19 protein-coding genes and 2 riboswitches are annotated in these 21177 nt (G+C 43.0%); of the genes, 17 read left to right on the forward strand and 2 right to left on the reverse strand.

Features of this window, described 5'->3' with window-relative positions; genetic code table 11:
- The 8 genes from DSBG_RS11125 to DSBG_RS11155 all read left to right on the forward strand — a co-directional run.
- The coding region (locus DSBG_RS11125; RefSeq protein WP_282434212.1) for a putative manganese transporter at positions 1–427 on the forward strand (427 nt) is incomplete at its 5' end.
- A gap of 75 nt (positions 428–502) precedes the next feature.
- Positions 503–1366, forward strand: coding sequence for a uroporphyrinogen decarboxylase family protein (locus DSBG_RS11130; protein ID WP_068964405.1), 864 nt, complete (start codon positions 503–505; stop codon positions 1364–1366).
- Positions 1367–1579: 213 nt separating this feature from the next.
- Positions 1580–1715: riboswitch (cyclic di-AMP (ydaO/yuaA leader) on the forward strand.
- Between the two features lie 176 nt (positions 1716–1891).
- On the forward strand, positions 1892–2104 hold the full coding sequence (locus DSBG_RS21820) for a YrzR-like zinc ribbon domain (RefSeq protein ID WP_083236832.1): 213 nt from the start codon (positions 1892–1894) through the stop codon (positions 2102–2104).
- A gap of 377 nt (positions 2105–2481) precedes the next feature.
- Entirely contained in the window at positions 2482–3870 is a 1389-nt protein-coding gene (locus DSBG_RS11135; protein ID WP_068964406.1) for a cytochrome ubiquinol oxidase subunit I, read from the forward strand.
- Complete coding sequence (gene cydB / locus DSBG_RS11140; RefSeq protein ID WP_068964407.1) at positions 3861–4865, forward strand: cytochrome d ubiquinol oxidase subunit II; 1005 nt, start codon at positions 3861–3863, stop codon at positions 4863–4865. The genes DSBG_RS11135 and cydB overlap by 10 nt, the downstream gene beginning before the upstream one ends.
- Before the next feature lie 126 nt (positions 4866–4991).
- Complete coding sequence (gene cydD, locus DSBG_RS11145; protein ID WP_068964408.1) at positions 4992–6755, forward strand: thiol reductant ABC exporter subunit CydD; 1764 nt, start codon at positions 4992–4994, stop codon at positions 6753–6755.
- The gene (gene cydC, locus DSBG_RS11150) at positions 6752–8479 is read left to right on the forward strand and encodes a thiol reductant ABC exporter subunit CydC (protein WP_068964409.1); all 1728 of its coding nucleotides are present in this window, start codon (positions 6752–6754) and stop codon (positions 8477–8479) included. Before cydD ends, cydC begins: the two co-directional genes overlap by 4 nt.
- A 115-nt stretch (positions 8480–8594) precedes the next feature.
- Positions 8595–8879, forward strand: coding sequence for a LysM peptidoglycan-binding domain-containing protein (locus DSBG_RS11155; RefSeq protein ID WP_068964410.1), 285 nt, complete (start codon positions 8595–8597; stop codon positions 8877–8879).
- A gap of 77 nt (positions 8880–8956) precedes the next feature.
- Here the strand turns inward: DSBG_RS11155 and DSBG_RS11160 are convergent, their stop codons facing one another.
- Complete coding sequence (locus DSBG_RS11160; protein ID WP_068964411.1) at positions 8957–9595, reverse strand: lactate utilization protein; 639 nt, start codon at positions 9593–9595, stop codon at positions 8957–8959.
- Between the two features lie 184 nt (positions 9596–9779).
- Positions 9780–11108, reverse strand: coding sequence for a DNA recombination protein RmuC (locus DSBG_RS11165; protein ID WP_068964412.1), 1329 nt, complete (start codon positions 11106–11108; stop codon positions 9780–9782).
- Positions 11109–11482: 374 nt separating this feature from the next.
- Positions 11483–11595, forward strand: a riboswitch (TPP riboswitch).
- An 83-nt stretch (positions 11596–11678) separates the two neighbouring features.
- Between DSBG_RS11165 and thiD the strand changes: the two genes are divergently transcribed.
- From thiD to larAH10, 9 genes are all read left to right on the forward strand, one after another.
- Complete coding sequence (gene thiD / locus DSBG_RS11170) at positions 11679–12482, forward strand: bifunctional hydroxymethylpyrimidine kinase/phosphomethylpyrimidine kinase (protein ID WP_068964413.1); 804 nt, start codon at positions 11679–11681, stop codon at positions 12480–12482.
- Entirely contained in the window at positions 12479–12733 is a 255-nt protein-coding gene (locus DSBG_RS23715; protein WP_068964414.1) for a cytosine permease, read from the forward strand. Before thiD ends, DSBG_RS23715 begins: the two co-directional genes overlap by 4 nt.
- 257 nt (positions 12734–12990) lie before the next feature.
- Positions 12991–13803 carry a hydroxyethylthiazole kinase gene (gene thiM / locus DSBG_RS11180; protein ID WP_068964415.1) on the forward strand — a complete coding sequence of 271 codons (813 nt, stop codon included), beginning with the start codon at positions 12991–12993 and terminating at the stop codon, positions 13801–13803.
- The gene (thiE, locus tag DSBG_RS11185; RefSeq protein ID WP_068964416.1) at positions 13796–14425 is read left to right on the forward strand and encodes a thiamine phosphate synthase; all 630 of its coding nucleotides are present in this window, start codon (positions 13796–13798) and stop codon (positions 14423–14425) included. The genes thiM and thiE overlap by 8 nt, the downstream gene beginning before the upstream one ends.
- Positions 14426–14603: 178 nt before the next feature.
- The gene (locus DSBG_RS11190) at positions 14604–14774 is read left to right on the forward strand and encodes an aspartyl-phosphate phosphatase Spo0E family protein (protein WP_068964417.1); all 171 of its coding nucleotides are present in this window, start codon (positions 14604–14606) and stop codon (positions 14772–14774) included.
- A 336-nt stretch (positions 14775–15110) separates the two neighbouring features.
- The gene (locus DSBG_RS11195; protein WP_068964418.1) at positions 15111–16259 is read left to right on the forward strand and encodes an SGNH/GDSL hydrolase family protein; all 1149 of its coding nucleotides are present in this window, start codon (positions 15111–15113) and stop codon (positions 16257–16259) included.
- Between the two features lie 25 nt (positions 16260–16284).
- A complete protein-coding gene (locus DSBG_RS11200; RefSeq protein WP_068964419.1) occupies positions 16285–17676 on the forward strand; it encodes an FAD-binding oxidoreductase in 1392 nt (463 codons plus the stop codon).
- A gap of 4 nt (positions 17677–17680) precedes the next feature.
- The gene (locus DSBG_RS11205; protein ID WP_068964420.1) at positions 17681–18958 is read left to right on the forward strand and encodes a (Fe-S)-binding protein; all 1278 of its coding nucleotides are present in this window, start codon (positions 17681–17683) and stop codon (positions 18956–18958) included.
- A gap of 74 nt (positions 18959–19032) precedes the next feature.
- Positions 19033–20316, forward strand: a complete 1284-nt coding sequence (gene larAH10 / locus DSBG_RS11210; protein ID WP_068964421.1) for an NPN-dependent 2-hydroxyacid racemase, LarAH10 family — start codon at positions 19033–19035, stop codon at positions 20314–20316.
- The last annotated feature ends 861 nt before the right edge of the window (positions 20317–21177 follow it).

Consider the following 21177-nt stretch of genomic DNA (forward strand, 5'->3'; position numbering starts at 1 on the left):
ATGTGGCATTGATTGTGATTGTCCAAAATGTGGCAAACATAAGAATATCCTGATAAATAGTCTGGTTCATACCTTGAAAATTGCTCTCTTTTTGTACGTTACTGTTTTTATCATCGGGATCTTAGCGGATCAGTTCGGAGAAGAGGGAATCTATGCTCTGCTTGGACGAAATTCCTTTCTTCAACCGGTTTTCGCTGCATTGATCGGTATGATTCCAAGTTGTTTTTCTTCTGTGCTCATCGCGGAGGGTTTCATCAAAGGGGCCTTAGGTTTCGGATCCCTTATCTCTGGGTTATTAGCCAATACGGGATTTGGGATCCTAGTTCTTTTCAGGGAACTTTCCTTGAAAAAAACCTTCGGGATTATCCTGCTCTTACAAGCTATTAGTATCCTGGTGGGGGAGTTATTTTATTTTGTGATAGCGTAGCTGAAAGTCCCTGACTTCTATCATTGGAGAGAACTTCGAATCTCGAATATCGAACATCGAAAAGGGGAATGAGTAATGGACTTCAAGTGTACGGGAGATGATCTGGAGCAGATTCCGGAAGAGGTGATTGAAAAAACGGGTATTACCTTTCCTGGCGCTCATTCGGACAAAAATAATATGGCAACCCTTGCCAAAGAGCTAAGGAAACACAGAGGGGATGTTATAGCTAGGGTTCCTTTCTGTGTTACGGTGGAAGGAGAGGCATACGGCGCGCTTATCAAGCTGGGCGATGCTATGAATGGGCCCAGGGTAGAAAGTTACCGGTATACTTCGATTGAAGAAATGTCCAATATTCAGAGTTTGAACTTAAATGAAGGCCGCATCAGAGAAGTCCTAAACGCCGTGGAAATTCTAGCAAAGGCGGGAGAAAAGGTGGCTCTGAGTGTGGAGGGTCCTTTTACGATTCTATCGTCACTTATAGATCCCATGAATTTTTATAAAGGCTTACGGAAAGAGCCACAGCGGATTCAGGAAATTCTGACGGTCGTTGAAGAGGGTATCATTCGATATAGCCTTGAAGGTATCAAGCGGGGAGCCTCAATTATTTCTTACGGGGACCCAGTTGGAGCAATAGGTATTTTGGGACCAAAAGTATATCGGGAGTATAGCGGCCCCTCAAGTTGGCGAATTATTAAGGGTATTAAACAAGCAGGTGGGAAAGTGCTTCTCCATCTCTGCGGAAAGACTTCAACTGCACTGGAAAAAATAGAGATGGCTAGATCTTTTCCTATTCAAGCAGTTGGAGCTTCGACTTATGGGCAGGCATTGTTAGGACTACAAGATACGTTGACTGAGCCCATTGTGGTTGGGCATAGATGTATTAAAGGAAGCTTAGGCAGGATGAATCAAGCTGTTCTGTGGGGTATTGAATTAATATAGAGATTTTTTAGTATGTAAAAATTAAAGCCAAAGCCTTAAAAAACTCTTCTTGGAAAGGAAGTTTACCCATTAATCGAATCACCAGAATAACAATCTATCAATTTTTAACGCCTAGTTAGTACAGGAAGTATATTCCTGACTCCAAAGGGTTGACATATTCTCGACTGACAACTTATAATAGTGATATCGGTTGTCAGTTGTTTCAACAAAATAGTTAAAGACGCACTAAGTTCCACACAAGTGGAAACGGGGGATCCAGCTTTTTGGGGTGAATCCGCCTTTTGCTGGTAGGGCTGTCTCTTTAGCCCGAATCCGCCAGCTAACTTCGTAAGCGCTTCCAAGAGAGAAAAAATCTGATGTAAAGGGTCCTGCGTCTAGTTCAACGCGGGACTCTTAACGCATTATTGAGAGGGCAGTGAAGGCTGCTATAAACCACTAGCTATCATATTTGATCATTGTCCCGTGCTAGTCTGTGAACATGGCTATCCGGACACAAACACAAGTAGTAATAGGGAGTTGATGGTATTGACTTGTCCCTTGTGCGGAGCGCACGACACGGGCCGGATCGGCCGTAAACGTTATTATTGTCACGAGTGTTGTCTTGAATGGACAAAGGACAGTAGTGAGCTGAAAATTTATCGCATTGGTCCAGACGGGACAGTTTGTCAGGTGAAAGGCGAGCAGATTCTTGAGACTGCGGTTAGCCATAGTCAGAGGTTAAGATTCGTTTATTTGTGAACTTATATCCTTGACAACTCCGGCCATTCATGGGGGAATAGCTGGAATGTTTATCTACCACCAATTTAGTGCCCTTAAATTTTGGCGCGCTCACGTAGTAATTATATAGCTTTGCTCAAGGCCAATCCGTCTCAGACAGATGGTCTTTTTTCATTGAGTTAAACTCTAAACTATTTAGAATTCAGAATATTTTAGTTGACTACTTAATTAATAATTAGTATAATAACAAACAATATAATATTAAGTTTACACGTATCATATTGAAAGAGATACAAACAAGGTGAGGGAAGAGAGGTGGACGATCATAAAACGAACGTTATCCTTTGAACAGGGAAAGACATATTAGGGTATTATACTAAAAAAATGGGGGTGCAACGATGACTGAACTCATCTTGTCCAGATTACAATTTGCCGTGGTCTCATCTTATCATTTTTTATTCGTGCCATTGACACTGGGGTTATCTGTTTTAGTTGCGATGATGGAGACCTGGTATGTACGTACCGGAAATGAAACGTACAAAAAGATGACTAAGTTTTGGGGAAAGTTATTTCTTATTAACTTTGCCATGGGGGTCGTGACAGGATTAGTGCAAGAATTTTTATTTGGAATGAATTGGTCCGAGTATTCCCGGTTTGTCGGAGATATCTTCGGAGCACCATTGGCCGTTGAGGCCTTAGTGGCTTTCTTTATAGAATCAACATTTTTAGGTTTGTGGGTTTTTGGATGGGATAAATTACCCCAAAAGGTACATGCACTTAGTATTTGGCTTGTGGCTATTGCCTCCAATGTATCCGCACTTTGGATTTTGATTGCCAACTCCTTTATGCAAGAACCGGTCGGGTATGTCTTACGCAATGGTCGGGCCGAGATGACTGATTTTTGGGCCTTAATTACGAATCCTCATGTTTATTATCAGTTTCCGCATGTGGTTCTCAGTGGATTTGTGACCGCAGCATTCTTTGTTATGGGAATTAGTGCTTATCATATGTTGAAAAAGAACCATCTGGACGTTTTTCGTCGATCATTTCATATGGCTGTGATTTTCGGGTTAATTAGTGCTGTTGGAGTCGCCGGTATAGGGCATTTACAGGCAATGCATCTTGTGCAAACGCAGCCTATGAAGATGTCAGCAGCTGAAGCGCATTGGGAGACGGAAAATCCAGCTGGGTTATTGTTATACGCATCTATTGATCAGCAGGGACATGAAAACAACGCTGAGCTTAAAATACCTGGTTTATTAAGCTTTCTGTCCTACAACCGTTTTACAGGTGAGGTTAAAGGAATTAATGAACTTCAGGCTTCTGCAGTTGAGAAATTTGGACCAGGCAACTATATACCACCAGTAACCTCTCTGTTCTGGAGTTTTCGAATTATGTTAATTGCAGGTTTATGGTTAGTCTTGATCCCTCTTCTGGGGCTTTACTTTTATAAGAAAAGAAGTTTAGACAAAAAGTCGTGGTTCTTAAAAGTATTACTATGGACTATTCCTGTACCCTATATCGCCAATACCTCAGGTTGGTTCATGGCAGAAGTTGGACGTCAACCTTGGATCGTTTATGGATTACAAAAATCAGAAGCAGGTCTATCCACCTCGGTTTCGGCAACCTCCATCCTTATTACTTTAGTGGGTTTTACCCTGATTTATGGAATTTTGGCGGTAGCAGACGTCTATCTCTTGTTAAAGTTTATTAAGAAGGGTCCAGAAGATACTAACACGGAAGAAACGCTGAAAAGTGGAATAAAGGGGGCGTCATTGTGGACTTAAACATCCTCTGGTTCATACTCATTACCGTCTTGTTTGTCGGATTCTTTTTTCTGGAAGGATTTGATTTCGGAGTAGGAATTCTGCTTCCTTTTCTAGGGAAAAACGATTTAGAACGTCGTGTGATTATTAATACAATCGGGCCTATCTGGGATGGGAATGAGGTCTGGATGATTACGGCCGGTGGGGCAATGTTTGCTGCTTTTCCTAATTGGTACGCAACTTTGTTTAGTGGCTTCTATCTTGCGTTGTTTCTGGTGTTGTTTGCCTTAATTATCCGTGGTGTCGCCTTTGAATTTCGCAGTAGTGACAGCAGTCCCCGTTGGCGGGCCACTTGGGATTGGATGATATTCACTGGCAGTTTTCTGTCAGCACTCCTGTGGGGTGTTGCTATGACGAATATAGTTAAAGGAGTGCCGATTGATGCTCATATGCAATACGTTGGTACCTTTTTCACCCTACTCAATCCTTATGCAATAGTTGGCGGTCTAACGACGTTGCTGGTTTTCATGCTTCATGGGGCCTTGTATCTCAACTTGAAGACTACGGGTGAGATGGCTGAACGAGCATCAAAGATCGCCAAGAAAATAGCCTTGGTCGGAATTCTGGTTGTTCTGCTGTTTGCGGGTTTAACTTATTTCCAAACAGATTTGTTCGCTAATCTTGGGGCTGGTATCACTTTGCTAGCCGCAGGAGTAGCCTTAGTCTTGACCAATGTTTTAATCCGTTCTCACAAAGGGGGTTGGGCTTTTGTTAGCAATAGTGTAACGATTCTCTTGTTCACAGGAGCTTTATTTTGGGGACTGTTCCCTCGCGTGATGATTTCCAGTCTGAATCCAGAGTGGAGCCTAACTATCTATAATGCCTCATCCAGTCCGTACACTTTGAAGATTATGACGATCATTGCCCTGACTATGGTCCCGATTATTCTTTTGTATCAGGGATGGACCTATTGGGTTTTTCGCAAACGCGTTACAGAAAGAGACCTTCGCTACTAAGTTGGTACCCCTCAAGAATGAAGGGGCAAGTGACGTCTTGCCCTTTCATTTTGCATCCTTAGACCTTTTGGGATACTCTATAGCAAAGGCTCATGATGTACGGGAACGAACGGGAGATGACCTTAAATGTTTGATAAGCGATTAGTTCAAGAGGGGAGGCCTGTCTGGAGCTACCTGTTGCTCACTGTTGGGTTGAGTATGGGGATTGCTTTTCTGGCCGTTGCTCAAGCTTGGTTTGTCTCCCGGGTTGTGGCCGGAGTGTTCCTGGAGGGGGCTACCCTTAGAACTGTTTGGAATGCACTTTGCACAATTCTTGGGATTATTGTGTTGCGAGCGGTCCTGCAATGTGTCAGTGAAATAAGTGCTCATGAAGCATCTTCGCACATCAAGCTGAGTTTGCGCAACCGTTTAATGAACCATATTGTCTCATTAGGGCCGGTGTATGCTCGAGGGGAAAGGGCAGGAGAGTTAATCACCACAGTAGTGGATGGCATAGAATCTCTAGAGGAATATTTTTCGAAGTATCTGCCGCAACTTGTGCTGGCCGTAGGAATACCTCTGCTTATTTTAGGGTTTGTGTTTCCTCTAGATTGGAAATCTGGCTTAATTCTTCTATTGACAGGACCGCTTATCCCTGTATTTATGATATTGATTGGAAAGCTGGCCGAGAAAAAATCCCTGCACCAGTTCCAAAATTTAAGTTGGATGAGTGCTCATTTCTTAGATATTTTGCAAGGAATGACGACGTTAAAAGTTTTTGGCCGTGCTAAAGATCAAATACGGGTGATTTCGAGGGTTAGTGAGTCATATAGGGAAGCTACACTAAGTGTGTTGCAGATTGCTTTTTTATCGGCACTAGTCTTAGAGCTCCTTGCCACGATGAGTACAGCCTTAGTCGCTGTAACTATAGGGTTAAGGCTAGTGTATGGAACACTATCTTTCTCTGCGGGATTGTTTCTGTTGCTACTTGCTCCTGAATTTTACAACCCCCTCAGAACTCTCGGATTAAATTTTCACGCAGGTTTATCTGGGGTAAACGCTGCAGAGCGAATCTTTGAAATTATGGATCTGCCTTTAATGGATAGCGATAAGGAAGCTGTTAACAAGGAGGGGGATACTCTAAAAATACGCCGGGAACATGTAATATCCTCCGATTTTCATCTTTCGTTTCAAAACACTAAGCTGACGTACCAATCAGGTTCTACACCGGCTCTAAATGGAATCAATTTATCCCTGCATTATGGTGAGAAAATTGCTCTTGTCGGGCCTAGTGGAGCTGGAAAAACTTCGCTTGCTCAGTTAATTCTTCGCTTTATTGAGCCTTCTGCGGGAGAAGTTTATGTTAACGGAGGTTTACTTAGGACCATCTCACTTGAGAGTTGGCGGGAACAGATTGCTTATGTATCCCAGAGTCCTTATCTATTTGCGGGAAGTGTTGAGGAGAATATTCGCTTTGGAGGTCCCTCTGCTACGATCGAAGAGGTCATGTCTGCGGCCCGAGGAGCCGCGGCCCACGAGTTTATATCACAACTTCCAGACGGTTATCAAACCCAGCTTGGAGAAGGGGGTACTCTCTTAAGTGGCGGACAGGCCCAGAGGATTGCTATTGCTAGGGCTATCTTGAAAGATGCCCCGCTGCTCATCTTGGATGAAGCGACGTCTGGATTGGACTCGGAGAGTGAGCATTATGTTCAGCAGGCCTTGAAACGACTGATGCAGGAAAAGACCGCTTTAATTATCGCCCATCGGCTGAGCACAGTTCGTCAAGCTGATCTTATCGTAGTGATGGAGCAGGGGCGAATCTTAGAACAGGGTAAGCACGAAGAATTGATGAAGATGCAGGGGCTCTATTATCGAATGGTTTCAGAATACCGAGGTGGATCAATATGAAGAGCATGCGATGGTTAATCCGCTTGATATTACCTTATTGGCGGCGAATCTTATTGGCTTTGATCTTAAGTACGCTTGCAATTACCAGTCACATCGGCTTGATGGCGGCGTCTGCCTATTTGCTTGCCAGGGCTGCTCTTCATCCGCCGATTCTGGATTTAATGGTAACGATTGTTGGAGTACGTGTTTTTGGGCTTTCGCGCGCGGTTTTTCGCTATTTAGAGCGCTATGTTTCGCATGATGTGACGTTTCGGGTCTTAAGTCAAATTCGAGTGAAGTTTTATCAAGGCTTAGAACCACTAGCCCCTGCCCGGTTGTTAAACGTTCGCAGTGGAGATTTGCTGAGCAGGATTGTGGCGGATGTGGAAATACAGCAGAATCTTTTTTTGCGTGTTTTTGCTCCTCCGTTCGTCGCCGTACTGGTTCTCTTTGGCTATGGGCTTTTTTTAGCTCATTATGATGTACGATTCTCTTTTATTCTTGCTGCCTGCTTTCTGGTAGCAGGGCTTGGAATTCCGTTGGGTATAAAAGGTTTGAGTCGAGGTGTCGGACGCCGGATGGTTGCCTTGAAGGCCGAGCTGAGTACACAAGTCGCGGATACCCTCTTGGGAATGACCGAATTAGTGGTTTATGGTCAAATCCAAAAGCACTTGGCAAAAATCCAACGAACTGACCAGAAATTGCAAGCGCAACAAAGTAGAATCGCCGGACTTTCCGCGCTGTCCAGCGCTCTGACGGGAATGATCGCGAACCTGGGCCTGTGGGCTGTTCTTGTTCTGGGGATTCTTCTCGTTGAAAATGGGAATTTAAGCGGAGTGAACTTAGGGATGTTAGCTCTGGGGACCTTCAGTAGCTTTGAAGCGTTGTTTCCCTTAGCGCTTGTTCCGCATTATTTAGAGCAAAACCGTGCCGCAGCGGAGCGCTTGCTAGAGTTGATCGAAAGTGAACCCGCATTTAAAAGTAGTGGGGGACTGTCTCCAAGGCCTAAGGGAATGGATTTGGCGTTTAATGAAGTGAGCTTTAGGTATGAGCCAGACGCCCCATGGGCTTTGAACCAGCTCACCTTTCGGATTCCACAACACGGTAAGATGGCGATTGTTGGACCAAGCGGAGCAGGCAAAACCAGCGTGGTGAACCTTCTGCTTCGTTTTTGGGATTATGATGCGGGGCAGATTGACTTGGGTGGGCATTCAATCAGGGAGTACACTCCGGACGATGTTCGAGGTTTTATTGGGGTTGTGACCCAGCGAACACATTTATTTAATGCAACAATTAGGGAAAATCTCCTTTTGGCCAAGCCTAAGGCAACGGAAGATGAACTGATTCAAGCGGCTCAGCAGGCAAAGCTTCATGATTTCATCCTGTCAACGCCTCTAGGGTATGATAGTCGCGTTGGGGAAGGTGGATTTAAACTATCGGGGGGACAGAGACAACGCTTGGCAGTTGCTCGAGTCTTTTTGAAAAACGCTCCGATCTTAATCCTTGACGAAGCCATGGCAGGACTCGATCCTTTGACTGAACGAGAGGTCATGGATGAAATCTATCGACTTATGGAAGGGCGGACAACTTTAGTGATAACGCATCGCCTTCTCGGATTAGAGAAAATGGATGAGATATTAGTGCTTGACCACGGGCGGATCGTGGAACGTGGTAAACATGGAGAGCTCCTTCAACAACAAAGGCTCTACCATATGTTGTGGGAGACAGAGTCGGTATTCGATTAAAAATATTACTTTTCTGGAAATTATTGAATTCTCTTGCGAAAATACGTGCACAGAAAAGATTTGTCCTACCATAAAATGAATATGGATAAATTTCCAAGAGAAGGGATGTCTATTGATGTACTATATAGTTCAACCGGGAGATTCTCTGCACAATATTGCTATGCAGTATCATACAACGGTTAGGCGTTTGATGAATTTAAATCCTCGAATAAGCAATCCTAATAAAATTCATGTTGGTCAAAGAATAGAAGTTGGTAATCAATGGAGCGCTCTCAATCCATGGAGGGGAAATGAATATCAGAGAGGCCAGGAAGAATATAAAAGGGGTCGCGAAGCATACCGAAGGGGCCAAGCCGAATATCGAAGAGGCCGAGAATACTCGAAACACCATGATCGGTAAATTCCACAAGATAATAAAAATCCCGCTGAATGTTTACAGCGGGATTTGCTCATCTCATTATATGAAAGAATCGAAGATTAGAATCCGTAGCTCTCAGGTATAATTACTACAGTTATGTCGGTTGCCACTGGCTTTTTTCTCATTACAGAATATACCCTACATATTCTAGTTGGGGCCTGACAATTAACACATACACCGGTTTTTGTACATGGATTTGGAGTTTCCAGTCTTTTATTATTCATTGGAGCTGCAATGCCTTCTAATCTTTCGAAAGCAGCACTTTCATTTTTGCATACTTTGTCAACACTTGCTACTATGATAACTTTTTTAGGACCAAAACTCATGGCACCTACTCTATTTCCAATCCCATCTATATTTACAAGCATACCATCCATAGTAATTGCATTACTGCTACATAAGTATAAATCACTTAGCATTTCTTCTCTGGCAATAGCTAACATTTCTTCGCGCGTAATACCTGGTGTGCCGTGGTCCAAAACCTTGCCACCAACACCTTTAACCTTATCTTGAATTCCCATTTTCTTTATTGTCATTGATCCACCAAAACCCACTGTCATTTCAGGCTTGACGTGACTCATAATAAAAGCCGCGGCCTCCTCGGCAGTAGAGAAGTACACCGCATCAAACTCATTTTTTTTAAAAGCTTCAACCGCTTTTCGACCAATTGTTTCCTTATGCCAATCTTTTATTTCCATAATAATTTCCTCCTTTTTACTTAATAACAACTTCTATACCTTTTGTTACCTCGATTCTAGCTTTTGTTTATTAGTCTTTCTCTACGCTTTTAATTATATATGATATTTATGACAAAAAGATAGTATGCACTTAAAGGGTAGATACTATCAGAAAGGAATGTATTAATAAATGGAAGGGATGTTTTTAACAGTCATCGTTCTCCGTTCCTTGCCCCAAAAGTGATTCGACTTCGTCGTTGGGAAGTGTCTGCACATTTTTAAGCTTTCGGGCAATGGTTCGGGATTTTCTAGTCGCGGTTTCAATGGTGTTGCTCGCTTCTTGGAGCTTTTTTTGTGTTTTTTCAAGGATTTCCACAAATTTGCCAAATTCGGTTTTTACAGCGCCGAGTAAGTTCCATACTTCGCTAGAACGCTTTTCAATGGCCAAGGTTCTAAAACCCATTTGTAAGCTATTGAGGAGAGCAGCAAGTGTGGTTGGGCCGGTAATGATGACTTTATAGTCCCGTTGGAGGAGTTCACAAAGGCCGGGACGACGCAACACTTCTGCATACAATCCTTCAACAGGTAAGAATAAGATGCCAAAATCCGTGGTATTAGGGGGATCAATATATTTATCACGAATGGTTTTCCCCTCAAGCTTGATGCGGTTTTCCAGGGATTTTCCGAGTTCCTCAATGCGTGGAAGGTTGGCATGATCTTGAGCTTCAATTAAGCGTTCATAATCTTCCAGCGGGAATTTCGCATCTATCGGAAGCCAAATGAAGCTGTCATGGCCGTCTCGAGCAGGAAGTTTGATGGCAAATTCGACGCGGTCGTTGCTGCCAACTTTGGTCGGGACATTCTTGGCATATTGTTCAGGAGTTAGGATTTGTTCTAATAAATTCCCGAGTTGAATTTCTCCCCATATTCCGCGAGTTTTTACATTGGTGAGGACTTTCTTTAAGTCCCCGACGCCGGAAGCCAGGCTTTGCATTTCTCCAAGCCCTTTATGCACCGCTTCTAAGCGCTCACTGACTAATTTAAAGGATTCTCCTAAGCGTTGTTCAAGGGTGGCCTTTAGTTTTTCGTCCACTGTTGCTCGCATCTGGTCTAATTTCTGACCGTTATCTTGTTGGATAAGAATAAGCCGTTCTTCCACCGTTTTGCGTAGTTGTTCTAATTTCTGATCATTTGTTTTGGTCAAGGCAGCTAATTGATTGGCGAAAATGTCCAATTGATTGCGTTGAAGAGTTGCAATTTCCGTCATACGCGTCAGTACAGATTCATTAAATGAATGGACGGACTGATTTAGTTCTTCGCGGACTTGTCTGGCGTTACTAGATGATTCCTCTCGGTTCCTGGAAATTTCTCCATTGACAAGTCGCTCGTTGCGTTCGAGGGATTTCTCTAAAGAAGCAAATTTGCTCTCGAACTGGACAACGGAGGTGTGTGATGATTGTATTAATAGGATAATTAGTAAGATGATGTTTATTACGACTAGAGCAATTAATCCGAACAGCAATGATTCTGTCATTATATTAGAGCCTCCTGTTATTTAGTGTGCTTTTAATTAATACTTTATCATACTGGGGACATACCGGGTCTTATTAAAAAAATAAATCGTTGACAAACAAGTCTTGGAGTTATTGAATGTACGAGTAAGAAACCGTGATTTTTCCATAAGAAAAACCGCCTCTTTATATTGTCGAAAAAAGTAAATAGAAAAGATAATATGATGATGTAGATTTTATAAACGATTTTGCGATTTAAGGCGGATGCTATCCCTTTGGAGTGATCCCCAATTAGTACCGATATTCACTAAAGTGATTGCTCACCAATGGTAAAGGGAATACATTTTATTGCGTTGACTTAAAGCTACTTCCATGTTAGATTTAACGAAAGTAAATATCATAATGGGCGGGGGGCTGGAAAGGCCAGCTGAGATTTAGACACGATAAGGTCTAGGACCCTTATAACCTGATCTGGATAATGCCAGCGTAGGTAAGCATTTTACTCTTTTAGAAGATGAAAGAGCACAAACCCTATTCTGGGATTTGTGCTCTTTTTGTTGAAAAGAATTTACATGAATTTAGGAGGACGTTCAATGAAAAAGGTACTGACCATAGCTGGTTCAGATTGTAGCGGGGGAGCTGGGATTCAAGCCGATTTAAAAACGTTTTCTGCTCATGGAGTCTATGGGATGAGTGTTATAACTGCGGTCACGGCCCAGAATACTCAAGGAGTCACTGCGGTACAGGATATTTCTAGAGACGTCATTGAGAAACAAATCGAGGCCATCTTTGATGATATTGAGGTCGATGGAGTGAAAGTGGGCATGGTTTCTCAAGTACAAACTATCGAAGTGATTGCGGAGCTGCTGAGACACTACGAGCCCCAAACGATTGTTGTTGATCCAGTCATGGTATCTAAAAGCGGCTACCACTTGTTAAACCCGGAGGCGGAAGTAACTCTGATTAAGGAATTGCTGCCTTTGGCTACGCTCGTTACACCTAATATCCCTGAGGCAGAGGTCATGACCCAAACGTCCATTCAGACATTGGAGCAAATGGAGGAGGCTTCCAGAATCATTTACCAGATGGGAGTTAAGAATGTTCTACTTAAGGGGGGGCACTTAGAGGATGATGCTATCGATATCCTCTATGATGGACAGGAATTTAGCTACTTTTTCTCTTCGCGGATTGCTACAAAAAACACCCATGGAACCGGTTGTACATTATCTTCTGCTATCACCTCAAATCTAGCCTTGGGATATAGTTTAAACGAGGCCGTCTCTTTAGCTAAGGAGTACATTACCATTGCCATTCAGCATTCTTTATCGATCGGTAAAGGTGTAGGGCCAATACATCACTTTTATACTCTTTACAAAAAGGCGGGATTAATCGAGTGAGCGTCTCTGAAAAAAATAACTTGAGCATGTTTAACTTTACGACCCTCTGGTTTGGTGCAGCGATTTCGGTGGCCGAAATTTCAGCTGGCGGGTTACTGGCTCCTCTAGGTTTTAAAATGGGGCTTTTGGCGATCCTTCTTGGACATTTAGTGGGAACAACTCTTCTGGTTTTAGGAGGAATCATCGGAACCACGGAAAGAATTCCAGCCCTAGTCTCTGGGAACCATCCTGGCAATCGTCGTCAATATTGAACAATAACAAGACTTCCTCTATGCCATTGGTTCGGTGTTTGCACCTCTGTTTGCCATCCTTTTGACGGACTACTTTCTATTAAAAAATAAAAAGATACAAACAGAACTGTTAGTAAATTGGGCTACCCTAGGTCTCTGTGTAATAGGAACGGGATTATATTACTGGTTTGTTAAGTTGAACCTTGTCTGGGTTACACCATTCCGGTTATGCTGATTATAAGCTTAATACGTTTAATAACTTGGAGGTTGACTGATAAATGGATATACGTGAAAAAATCCTTGCCAACCTAAGCGCAGTAAAAGAAAAAAAACCGTTAATTCACCACATAACTAATTATGTTACGGTCAATGACTGCGCTAATATCGTCCTGGCCATTGGAGGTTCCCCGGTGATGGCGGATGATCTCGAGGAAGTAACCGAGATGGTTGGCTTTGCCTCAGCACTAGTTCTTAATATTGGCACTCTAAACTCCAGAACAATTGAAAGTATGCTGGTTGCTGGCCAACAGGCGAAGGAATTGAGTGTGCCGGTGATTCTAGATCCAGTTGGAGTAGGAGCTACTAGGCTACGAACCAATACCGCTGAGAAACTCATTAGAGAACTAAAGCCTGAGGTAATCCGGGGTAATATGTCCGAAATCAAAGTTTTAGCAGGCCTAGACGTAGCCATCAAGGGGGTCGATTCGCTTGCGGACGAACAAAACAGTTCAAAAATTGCCAAAAAGCTGGCCTCAGAATTAAACTGCGTGATTGCCATTACAGGAAAAACAGATGTCGTTTCCGATGGCCGTCAAGTTTGTCTGCTGGACAATGGACACCAAATTTTGGCTGATGTCACAGGTACAGGGTGTATGACGAGCTCCCTTGTAGGTACCTTTTGTGGTGCAACCCCTGATTATTTCACGGCGGCCGTGGCTGGCATAATCAGCATGGGCCTAGCAGGTGAGAATGCTCAGGCTTTGTTGCACCATGGTGAGGGAATAGGAACATTTCGAGCCCGGTTATTGGATAGTATCTATAATCTAACCCCCGAAACTTTGGCCAGAGAAGGTAAAATCAGCTATGAGTGATGTCTTGGTGGACTATAGCCTGTACCTTGTTACGGATCGGAGCATGCTTCGTGAAAGAGATCTGGGTCAGAGTATTGAACTAGCTATTCAGGGCGGGGTTACCTTGGTGCAACTTCGAGAAAAGTCAGTTTCTACCCGCGAGTTTTTACAGTTGGCTATCAGGGTAAAAGAGATAACATCCCATCATCGAATACCTCTAATTATTAACGACCGTCTTGACATTGCCCTTGCTGTTGATGCTGACGGATTACATGTTGGACAAGATGATCTCCCCTTGCCCAAAGCAAGAGAGCTCTTAGGACCCCGTAAAATTATTGGGGTTTCGGCCAGCACTTTGGCAGAAGCCATACTTGCCCAACAACAGGGTGCTGACTATTTAGGAGTCGGAGCCATTTTTAGCACATCAACTAAAACTGATGCCCCTGAGGTCAGTCTTGAGCAATTAGAAATCATTAAGAAATCGGTTACAATTCCCGTGGTTGCAATCGGCGGAATCAATGAGATGAACATAAAACAGGTTCTGGCTACTGGTATTGACGGTGTTTCAGTCGTATCTGCTATTTTGGCGAAGAAGGACATTTTAACTGCCGCAAATAAGTTGCAAGAACTGATTAGGTCATAAATAATGCGCTCTTCCTTAGACGAGCGCATTATTTTATGGCTGTATTTCTTGAATCTGCAACAAATAGCAACATCTAAGGATAGAAGTTGCTATTTGTTGTTAGTGCTTTCATATTGCGGAAAAATAGTGTAAACTATATAAATGTTTGTAGATTATCGACTTAACATGGAGGGAAAGAGTGTCTGAAACAATTGATCAAATAATTCAGCAAATTGAAGAACTACGACTAAGTCTTATTAAGATTAAAGAGGGAAGATCTTATACCGATAAGGAAGTAGTAACAGCAAGTCAAAGATTGGATCAAGTCTTAAATAAATACCAAGAATTGATCAATCAACACGGAGGCTAATTGTAATGATTTACAATTAGCCTCTGTCTTTTTGAACTAGTTAAGAAGGTCCCTTCTCGCCATTCATGGTCAGCGTATCTGGTGTAACTATGGCGGCTACCTTCGCCAAGGCTAATAAGAAAGAAAGTTAACACGTGCGAAGACAGTGTCTTCGGACTCCTGCCCAGTTTTCCTTTAAAAGCTTGCAGTAGAAGTGTTGAAGAAGATGGAAGTGGGGAAGCAATACAGAATAAACAAGGTTACTCGAAGCTTGACGTATGATATAATTATTTGTCTGATATTAGATATCTCTGACTAATTTATGTTCATTCGAAACTGGCTAAAGGAGGAAAGTCCTTGATATTTCGCAAAACAATTACATATGCACTTATCCTATGTCTCATCATTATATTACCCGTTAGTATGTTTATGCCCAAGTCCGCAGTAGCCAGCCTAAATGGGACCCTGGATATGGTTTCTTTAGGGGATTCAATCGGTTATGGTTTAGGAGCGTCTGCTGGGCAAGGATATTCTGAACTCTTCTATTCCTATTTACAAAGCAGACCTGAATTAGCAGGTATAAGATTATACAATCTATCCCAACCAGGTGCTCAGAGTTGCGATCTCTTAGATCAATTAAAAAGCGATGGTATTCTGAAAGGTCATCTAGGAAACGCACGTGTTGTAACCGTAAGTATTGGAGGAAACAATCTTCTTGAACCAGTGATTTGGTGCGTAGCAACTGCATACCATCTGGATCCAGCAGACCCAAAATTGGATGATAAACTTGAGAAAGCTATTGAAACTGATAAAAATCAGAACAACACTCTTCTCAGAGTAGCACTTTCTGAGACCCTGGAAACAGAGTTGAACGCGGGAGTGACCAAGTTTAAGGAGAATTGGCCGAAAGTGGCCGAATTACTTAAAACTCAGGCCCCCAAGAGTCAAATTTACGTTTTGACCGTTTATAACCCATTTCCTCAGGATGATCTCTTATTTTCTCTATTTGATCCTTATGTCCAGCAAATTAATTCAACGATCAAGGCCGGAGATGGTTACACTACAGCGGATATTTATACCTGTTTTCTGGAAGAAAGCGCGCAAAAGCCGTTGAACTTTGATTTGTTCCAGGACCAAATCGACCCACATCCTACTCAACAAGGTCACAAGATGATTTCCCAAATACTGACGACCCTATTCAATCTGGCTGATGCTTCTCCTTGGGAAAGCAAAGTAGGGGTTGTGACAAACAAGACATGGACTATTAAATTTAACATGACCTTGGCCGACTCAGCTGGAAAATTCATTCAAGTCTATACTGCAACTGGCCTCCCGGTGAATGTCACTGTTAAACTCGGAGGAGTAGGGTCCGATTCCCTCAGCGTGTTTCCTCCTCCTAATGGCTATGCCTCGGGTCGTTATAGCCTTCTGATAAAGGATGGATTACTTTCTGAATCTAGTCGGAAATTAGATAGAAGCGTAAGAATGGATTTCACGGTGGAATGAAAATGAATGGAAGGAGGCAACGATTTTGAAATCAGAGATTATCCAGAGGCTTACAGAAATTGTTGGGAGAGATAATATATATACAGCTTTAGAGGATCTATATTGTTATACCTATGACGCTTCCTTTGTTAAAGCAGATATTAAAAAAGATTTAGCAGGAGTTGCTGTGTATCCAGGAAACACCGAAGAAGTTTCCCAAATTCTAAAGCTAGCAAATCTCGAAAAAATCCCAGTCGTTCCGCGAGGAGCAGGGTCAAATGTCAGTGGAGGGACGATTTCTATTGGGGACTGCATTGTTTTGGTTTTGAAGAGAATGAACAAAATTCTGGAGATTGACCGGAAAAATTTGATTGCCGTTGTAGAAACTGGGGTCATCACGGGCCAATTGCAAAGTGAAGTTGAGAGTGTAGGCTTGTTTTATCCACCAGATCCTGCTAGCCAAGCTTTTTCCACTATGGGTGGGAACGTGGCGGAATGTGCAGGAGGACCGCGTGGTGTTAAATATGGAGTGACTCGGGATTATGTAATCGGGCTTGAAGTCGTGCTACCGACCGGAGAGGTTATTAATACTGGTGGAAGAACAATCAAGAACGTAACGGGTTATGACATGACAAACCTCTTTACGGGTTCAGAAGGAACGTTGTGTGTCATAACTAAAATCATCGTCAAACTTATCCCTTTACCCGAAGGTAAGAGCACTATGATGGCAGTTTTCTCTGAGATCGAGCAAGCCTGTGAGACCGTATCAGAAATTATTGCTGGCGGATTGGTTCCCTGCTCGCTTGAATTGTTAGATAATATTTATATTAAAAACATCGAGGAGTATGCTAAAGTTGGGTTGCCAACAGACGCCGGTGCAGTTCTTTTGATAGAGGTCGATGGGGATTCGGAAATTTTAGCTAAGCAGATTGGGAAGATAGAGCAAACTTGTCGACGGCTAGGGGCAGTACAGATCCGGATTGCCAAGACGAAAGAAGAAGCCAACGAATTATGGCGTGCGCGTCGTTCAGCCTTTGCTGCAGTATCTAGAGTGAAACCAACCATTATCGGTGAAGATGCGACTGTTCCTCGAAGTAGTATTCCTGTTGCTGTAAGACGGATTCAAGAAATTGCGGCTAAGTATAATATTATCATTGCCATCCTCGGACATGCCGGGGACGGAAACTTGCACGCCACGATCCTTACCGATGCCACGGACCTGGAGGAGGCGGCGCGGGTAGAAAAGGCCATCGACGAAATCTTTGTAGCGACCGTGGAAATGGGTGGATCCTTAAGTGGTGAACATGGAATTGGTCGGGCAAAATCCAAGTTCATTACACGACAGACCGGGGAGGTTGGACTTGAAGTACAACACCGGATTAAACAAGCGCTTGATCCTAACAATATCTTAAACCCCGGCGTAATGTTTGGAGCGTGATGGGATGGAACGTTCATTTGAGTCTTGGGAAAAAGAAGTCATTCGCTGTATTCGTTGTGGCGCCTGCCAGAATGTCTGTCCGGTATTTAAAGAGCTTCAGGCTGAATCCACGGTAGCGAGAGGAAGAGTTAAGCTAATAAGCGGAGTGATCACTAAAGAATTAGATCTTACTGAAGGTTTTAGCGACAAAATGTCGTTGTGCTTGATGTGTAAAGCTTGCGTAGTAAACTGTCCCAGTGGTGTGAAAGTAGATAAGTTAGTGGAAGCGGCGCGTAAGGAAATCGCAGAGCAGAAAGGTCTCTCTCTGCTTAAAAAACTAATCTTTCGTTTGGTTCTCAAAAACCGTTGGGTTTTCAACACAGGAATGAAGGCGGGCAGTGCATTCCAAGGTTTGGTCTTCCGCAAAGGGCCTCAAGGTAAAGGAATGTTGCCAAGAATGTCGCTGGGACTGGACAAAAGAAGACTTCTTTCACCACTGGCACCCAAATCGTTCAGGTCGGGATGCCCTCAAGTAATTAAAGTTCCAGGTGCTAAACTGCGGGTTGCCTTTTTTACGGGGTGTATGATTAACTACATTTATACAGATATTGGTAACGCAGTCCTCAACGTACTTAAACACAATGGGGTTGAGGTCGTTATTCCCTCTCTCCAAAACTGTTGCGGTACCCCTGTTCGGATTAACGGAGATTATGAATCTGCTAAAGAGATGGCCAAAGCAAACATCGATGTTTTCTGGAATGAGGAGGTTGATTTGATCGTCGTGGCCTGTGGTACCTGTGGCTTGGCGCTTAAGGAAGAGTATGCTGAGTTACTCGAAGATGACCCAATTTATGCTGAAAAGGCCAAGAAGTTAGGAGCCTTAGTTAAAGATTTCACAGAACTGGTGGTCTCCTTGGAGGGATTTGCGGACAGAATAGGTCATTTGCCAATGAAGGTGACCTACCATGATCCTTGTCACCTCGTCAGAGGATTAAAGGTAAAAGAGCAACCTAGGCAGATCATTAAAAGTATTCCGGGAGTAATTTTTAATGAAATGCAAAAATCAGATACCTGTTGTGGAAGTGGAGGTTCTTTCAGTTTAGCTCATTATGAACTTTCGACCAAAATAAATGACCATAAAGTTGATGATATTAAGCAAACAGGTGCAGAGGTGTTGGTTACTGGGTGCTCTGCCTGTCGAATGCATATCGCGGACGGTCTGCATCGTCAGAACGTCGCGGTGAAGGTGATCCATACAGCCCAACTTTTGGAAATGGCTTACGCAGCAAAGAACAATAGTTAATTCTGCATCATGGCCAGATATTGCTTTTTGAAGTGGATTTAGATAACCTAAGAAAAATGAGAGGAGTGTAAAGCATGACTCGTTTTGAACTTGCTTATGGCAAAGAAATGTTGGCTTTTGAGCTTCCGGCCTCTGTAAAAGTTCAGGAGATTAAGGCGAAGGCCAGCCAGCCAATTCCAGATATTGAACAGGCGATTCGCCAAGCAGTGGCTCATCCTCTTGGAACAGCTCCATTGGCAAAGGTGGTCAAAGCAGGGGACCAAGTGGTTATTGTCGTTAGTGATGTTACCCGGCTTTGGATAAGAACGGACGTTCTCTTGCCGGTTTTATTGGACGTCTTGAATGAGGCAGGGGTACCAGATAAGGATATATCTATTGTCACAGCAACGGGAGATCACCGCGTACAAACGTTAGAAGAACACACGGCTATTTGTGGTACAAAGGTTTTAGCAAGGGTTCCTATTTACGATCATGAGTGTAAGGCGGATGATTTGGTGGATTTGGGCAAATCATCACAGGGAACACCTATTCTTGTCAATCGTCGCGTATGGGAAGCGGATAAAGTAATTCTGACCGGAGGCATTGCCTATCATCTCCTCGCAGGATTCGGTGGTGGTCGCAAGTCAATTGCTCCCGGAGTTTGTGGCTACGAAATGATCCAGAAAAATCATGCTTTGGCACTTAAAGATGCTGGCCCCTCGGGAATTAATCCAAACATCGAGACCGGAAAAATGGACGGCAATCCGGTTGCCGAGGACATGTTAGAAATCGCCCTTAGAGTTGGAGTGGATTTCATTCTAAACGTGGTAGTCAACGAGAAAAAGGAATTTGTCTATATTGCAGCTGGTGAGTTGGAGCAAGCACATTTAGCGGGCTGCAGGGTTACTGAAGAAATCTTTGGTATTGAAATAGATGAAAAAGCAGAGCTAGCCATTGTTTCAAGTGGGGGGTATCCTAAGGATATTCAACTTTACCAAGCGATCAAAGCCTTGGATAATTCCACTTATGCGGTTCGAGAAGGTGGAGTCATTATCCTAGTGAGTGAATGCTCAGATGGAATTGGTTCTCGACCATTTGAGGAGTTCTTTAAGCACGGTGAGGTTGAAAACATGAATGCACAGCTTCATGCCAACTTTACTATGCCAGGGTTTGTAAGTTTAAGAACGGCCAGCATCTGTCGAAAGACACCAGTCATTTTGATCAGTTCACTACCTGAAGACGTGGTTAAACGGGTGAAGATGATCCCAGCCCATTCTGCTGACGAAGCTTTGCAGTTAGCCGCGCAAATCCTTGGGCACCAACCGGATTCCGTTTATTTAATGCCTCACGGCGGAAACACCTTTCCCATTGTGAATTAGCTTTAATGTAGTAATTTGTTTTTTACCAACGTTCACAAAAGAATTCGCTACCTCTTAGGTGAGATTTTGTTCACGAACAAGGAAACTGAGTTTGCCGCAAGTTTAAGTTGAAAGTTGGGGCAGAACTACCTCAACTTTCACTTGACAAAACCCAGAATTCAGCTATAATGTAGACATAGCCAATCAAGATACTTGAACCAAAAAAAGATTCAGTCTATTTATTAACTTGTGGTAGCGTGCTAGGTAAAGTTTCGATTCATCGAAGGTTTCAGCATTGCAATCAGTTAAGCCAATGCTGGATTTCGGGGAGTTGGAGCCACCTAGAAGGGTGGTTTTTGTTGTTTAAAAGAAAGGTTTCCCGCAAAGTTCCTCCTCCAGTCAGTCTGTATGAGTTAAGCGTTTCTTTCCGGCAGTCTGTAAATCAAGGAAATTAAGTTCAGAATTCAGGTGATTGTAACCTTAACGTTTCCCGATTATAAAGGGTTGTTGTCAGATTGACCCCAGTTAGACCTTAAAGTTAACAGATGAAATAGTGGAGGATTTGTCCAGATTAGTTTCCTTACCTTAAACTTAGTTTTTGACTGGTTTGCTTTCGTTTAGGTCAAAGTATTTAATCCTTACGAGTTTGGTTTTTAAGATCATTCTTTATCTAGTAATTTGGCTTAGTTGTAAGGTGTGTTCGTTACAAAAACTTATGTTATTCCGGTTAATAATGATTTAGTAAAGAGTAAAGTTAGATTAATCTCGAGCCGTGTATCCATTAATTCTGGAGGAACTTTGCGGGATTTAAATTAAGTTTTAAGGGCCACTCAATGAGTGGCCCTTACTTTTGCTAGTCAGAAAGTATAACTTTTTGTTTCA

It is taken from the genome of Desulfosporosinus cupriresistens, assembly GCF_001707885.1.
GTDB lineage: Bacteria > Bacillota > Desulfitobacteriia > Desulfitobacteriales > Desulfitobacteriaceae > Desulfosporosinus.

Excerpts from the sequence above, each read along its gene's own strand:
- DSBG_RS11130 (WP_068964405.1), top strand. The coding sequence starts at position 503 with ATGGACTTCAAGTGTACGGGAGATGATCTGGAGCAGATTCCGGAAGAG.
- DSBG_RS11135 (WP_068964406.1), top strand. The coding sequence starts at position 2,482 with ATGACTGAACTCATCTTGTCCAGATTACAATTTGCCGTGGTCTCATCT.
- cydD (WP_068964408.1), top strand. The coding sequence starts at position 4,992 with ATGTTTGATAAGCGATTAGTTCAAGAGGGGAGGCCTGTCTGGAGCTAC.
- cydC (WP_068964409.1), top strand. The coding sequence starts at position 6,752 with ATGAAGAGCATGCGATGGTTAATCCGCTTGATATTACCTTATTGGCGG.
- DSBG_RS11155 (WP_068964410.1), top strand. The coding sequence starts at position 8,595 with ATGTACTATATAGTTCAACCGGGAGATTCTCTGCACAATATTGCTATG.
- DSBG_RS11160 (WP_068964411.1), bottom strand. The coding sequence starts at position 9,595 with ATGGAAATAAAAGATTGGCATAAGGAAACAATTGGTCGAAAAGCGGTT.
- DSBG_RS11165 (WP_068964412.1), bottom strand. The coding sequence starts at position 11,108 with ATGACAGAATCATTGCTGTTCGGATTAATTGCTCTAGTCGTAATAAAC.
- thiD (WP_068964413.1), top strand. The coding sequence starts at position 11,679 with ATGAAAAAGGTACTGACCATAGCTGGTTCAGATTGTAGCGGGGGAGCT.
- thiM (WP_068964415.1), top strand. The coding sequence starts at position 12,991 with ATGGATATACGTGAAAAAATCCTTGCCAACCTAAGCGCAGTAAAAGAA.
- thiE (WP_068964416.1), top strand. The coding sequence starts at position 13,796 with ATGAGTGATGTCTTGGTGGACTATAGCCTGTACCTTGTTACGGATCGG.
- DSBG_RS11205 (WP_068964420.1), top strand. The coding sequence starts at position 17,681 with ATGGAACGTTCATTTGAGTCTTGGGAAAAAGAAGTCATTCGCTGTATT.
- larAH10 (WP_068964421.1), top strand. The coding sequence starts at position 19,033 with ATGACTCGTTTTGAACTTGCTTATGGCAAAGAAATGTTGGCTTTTGAG.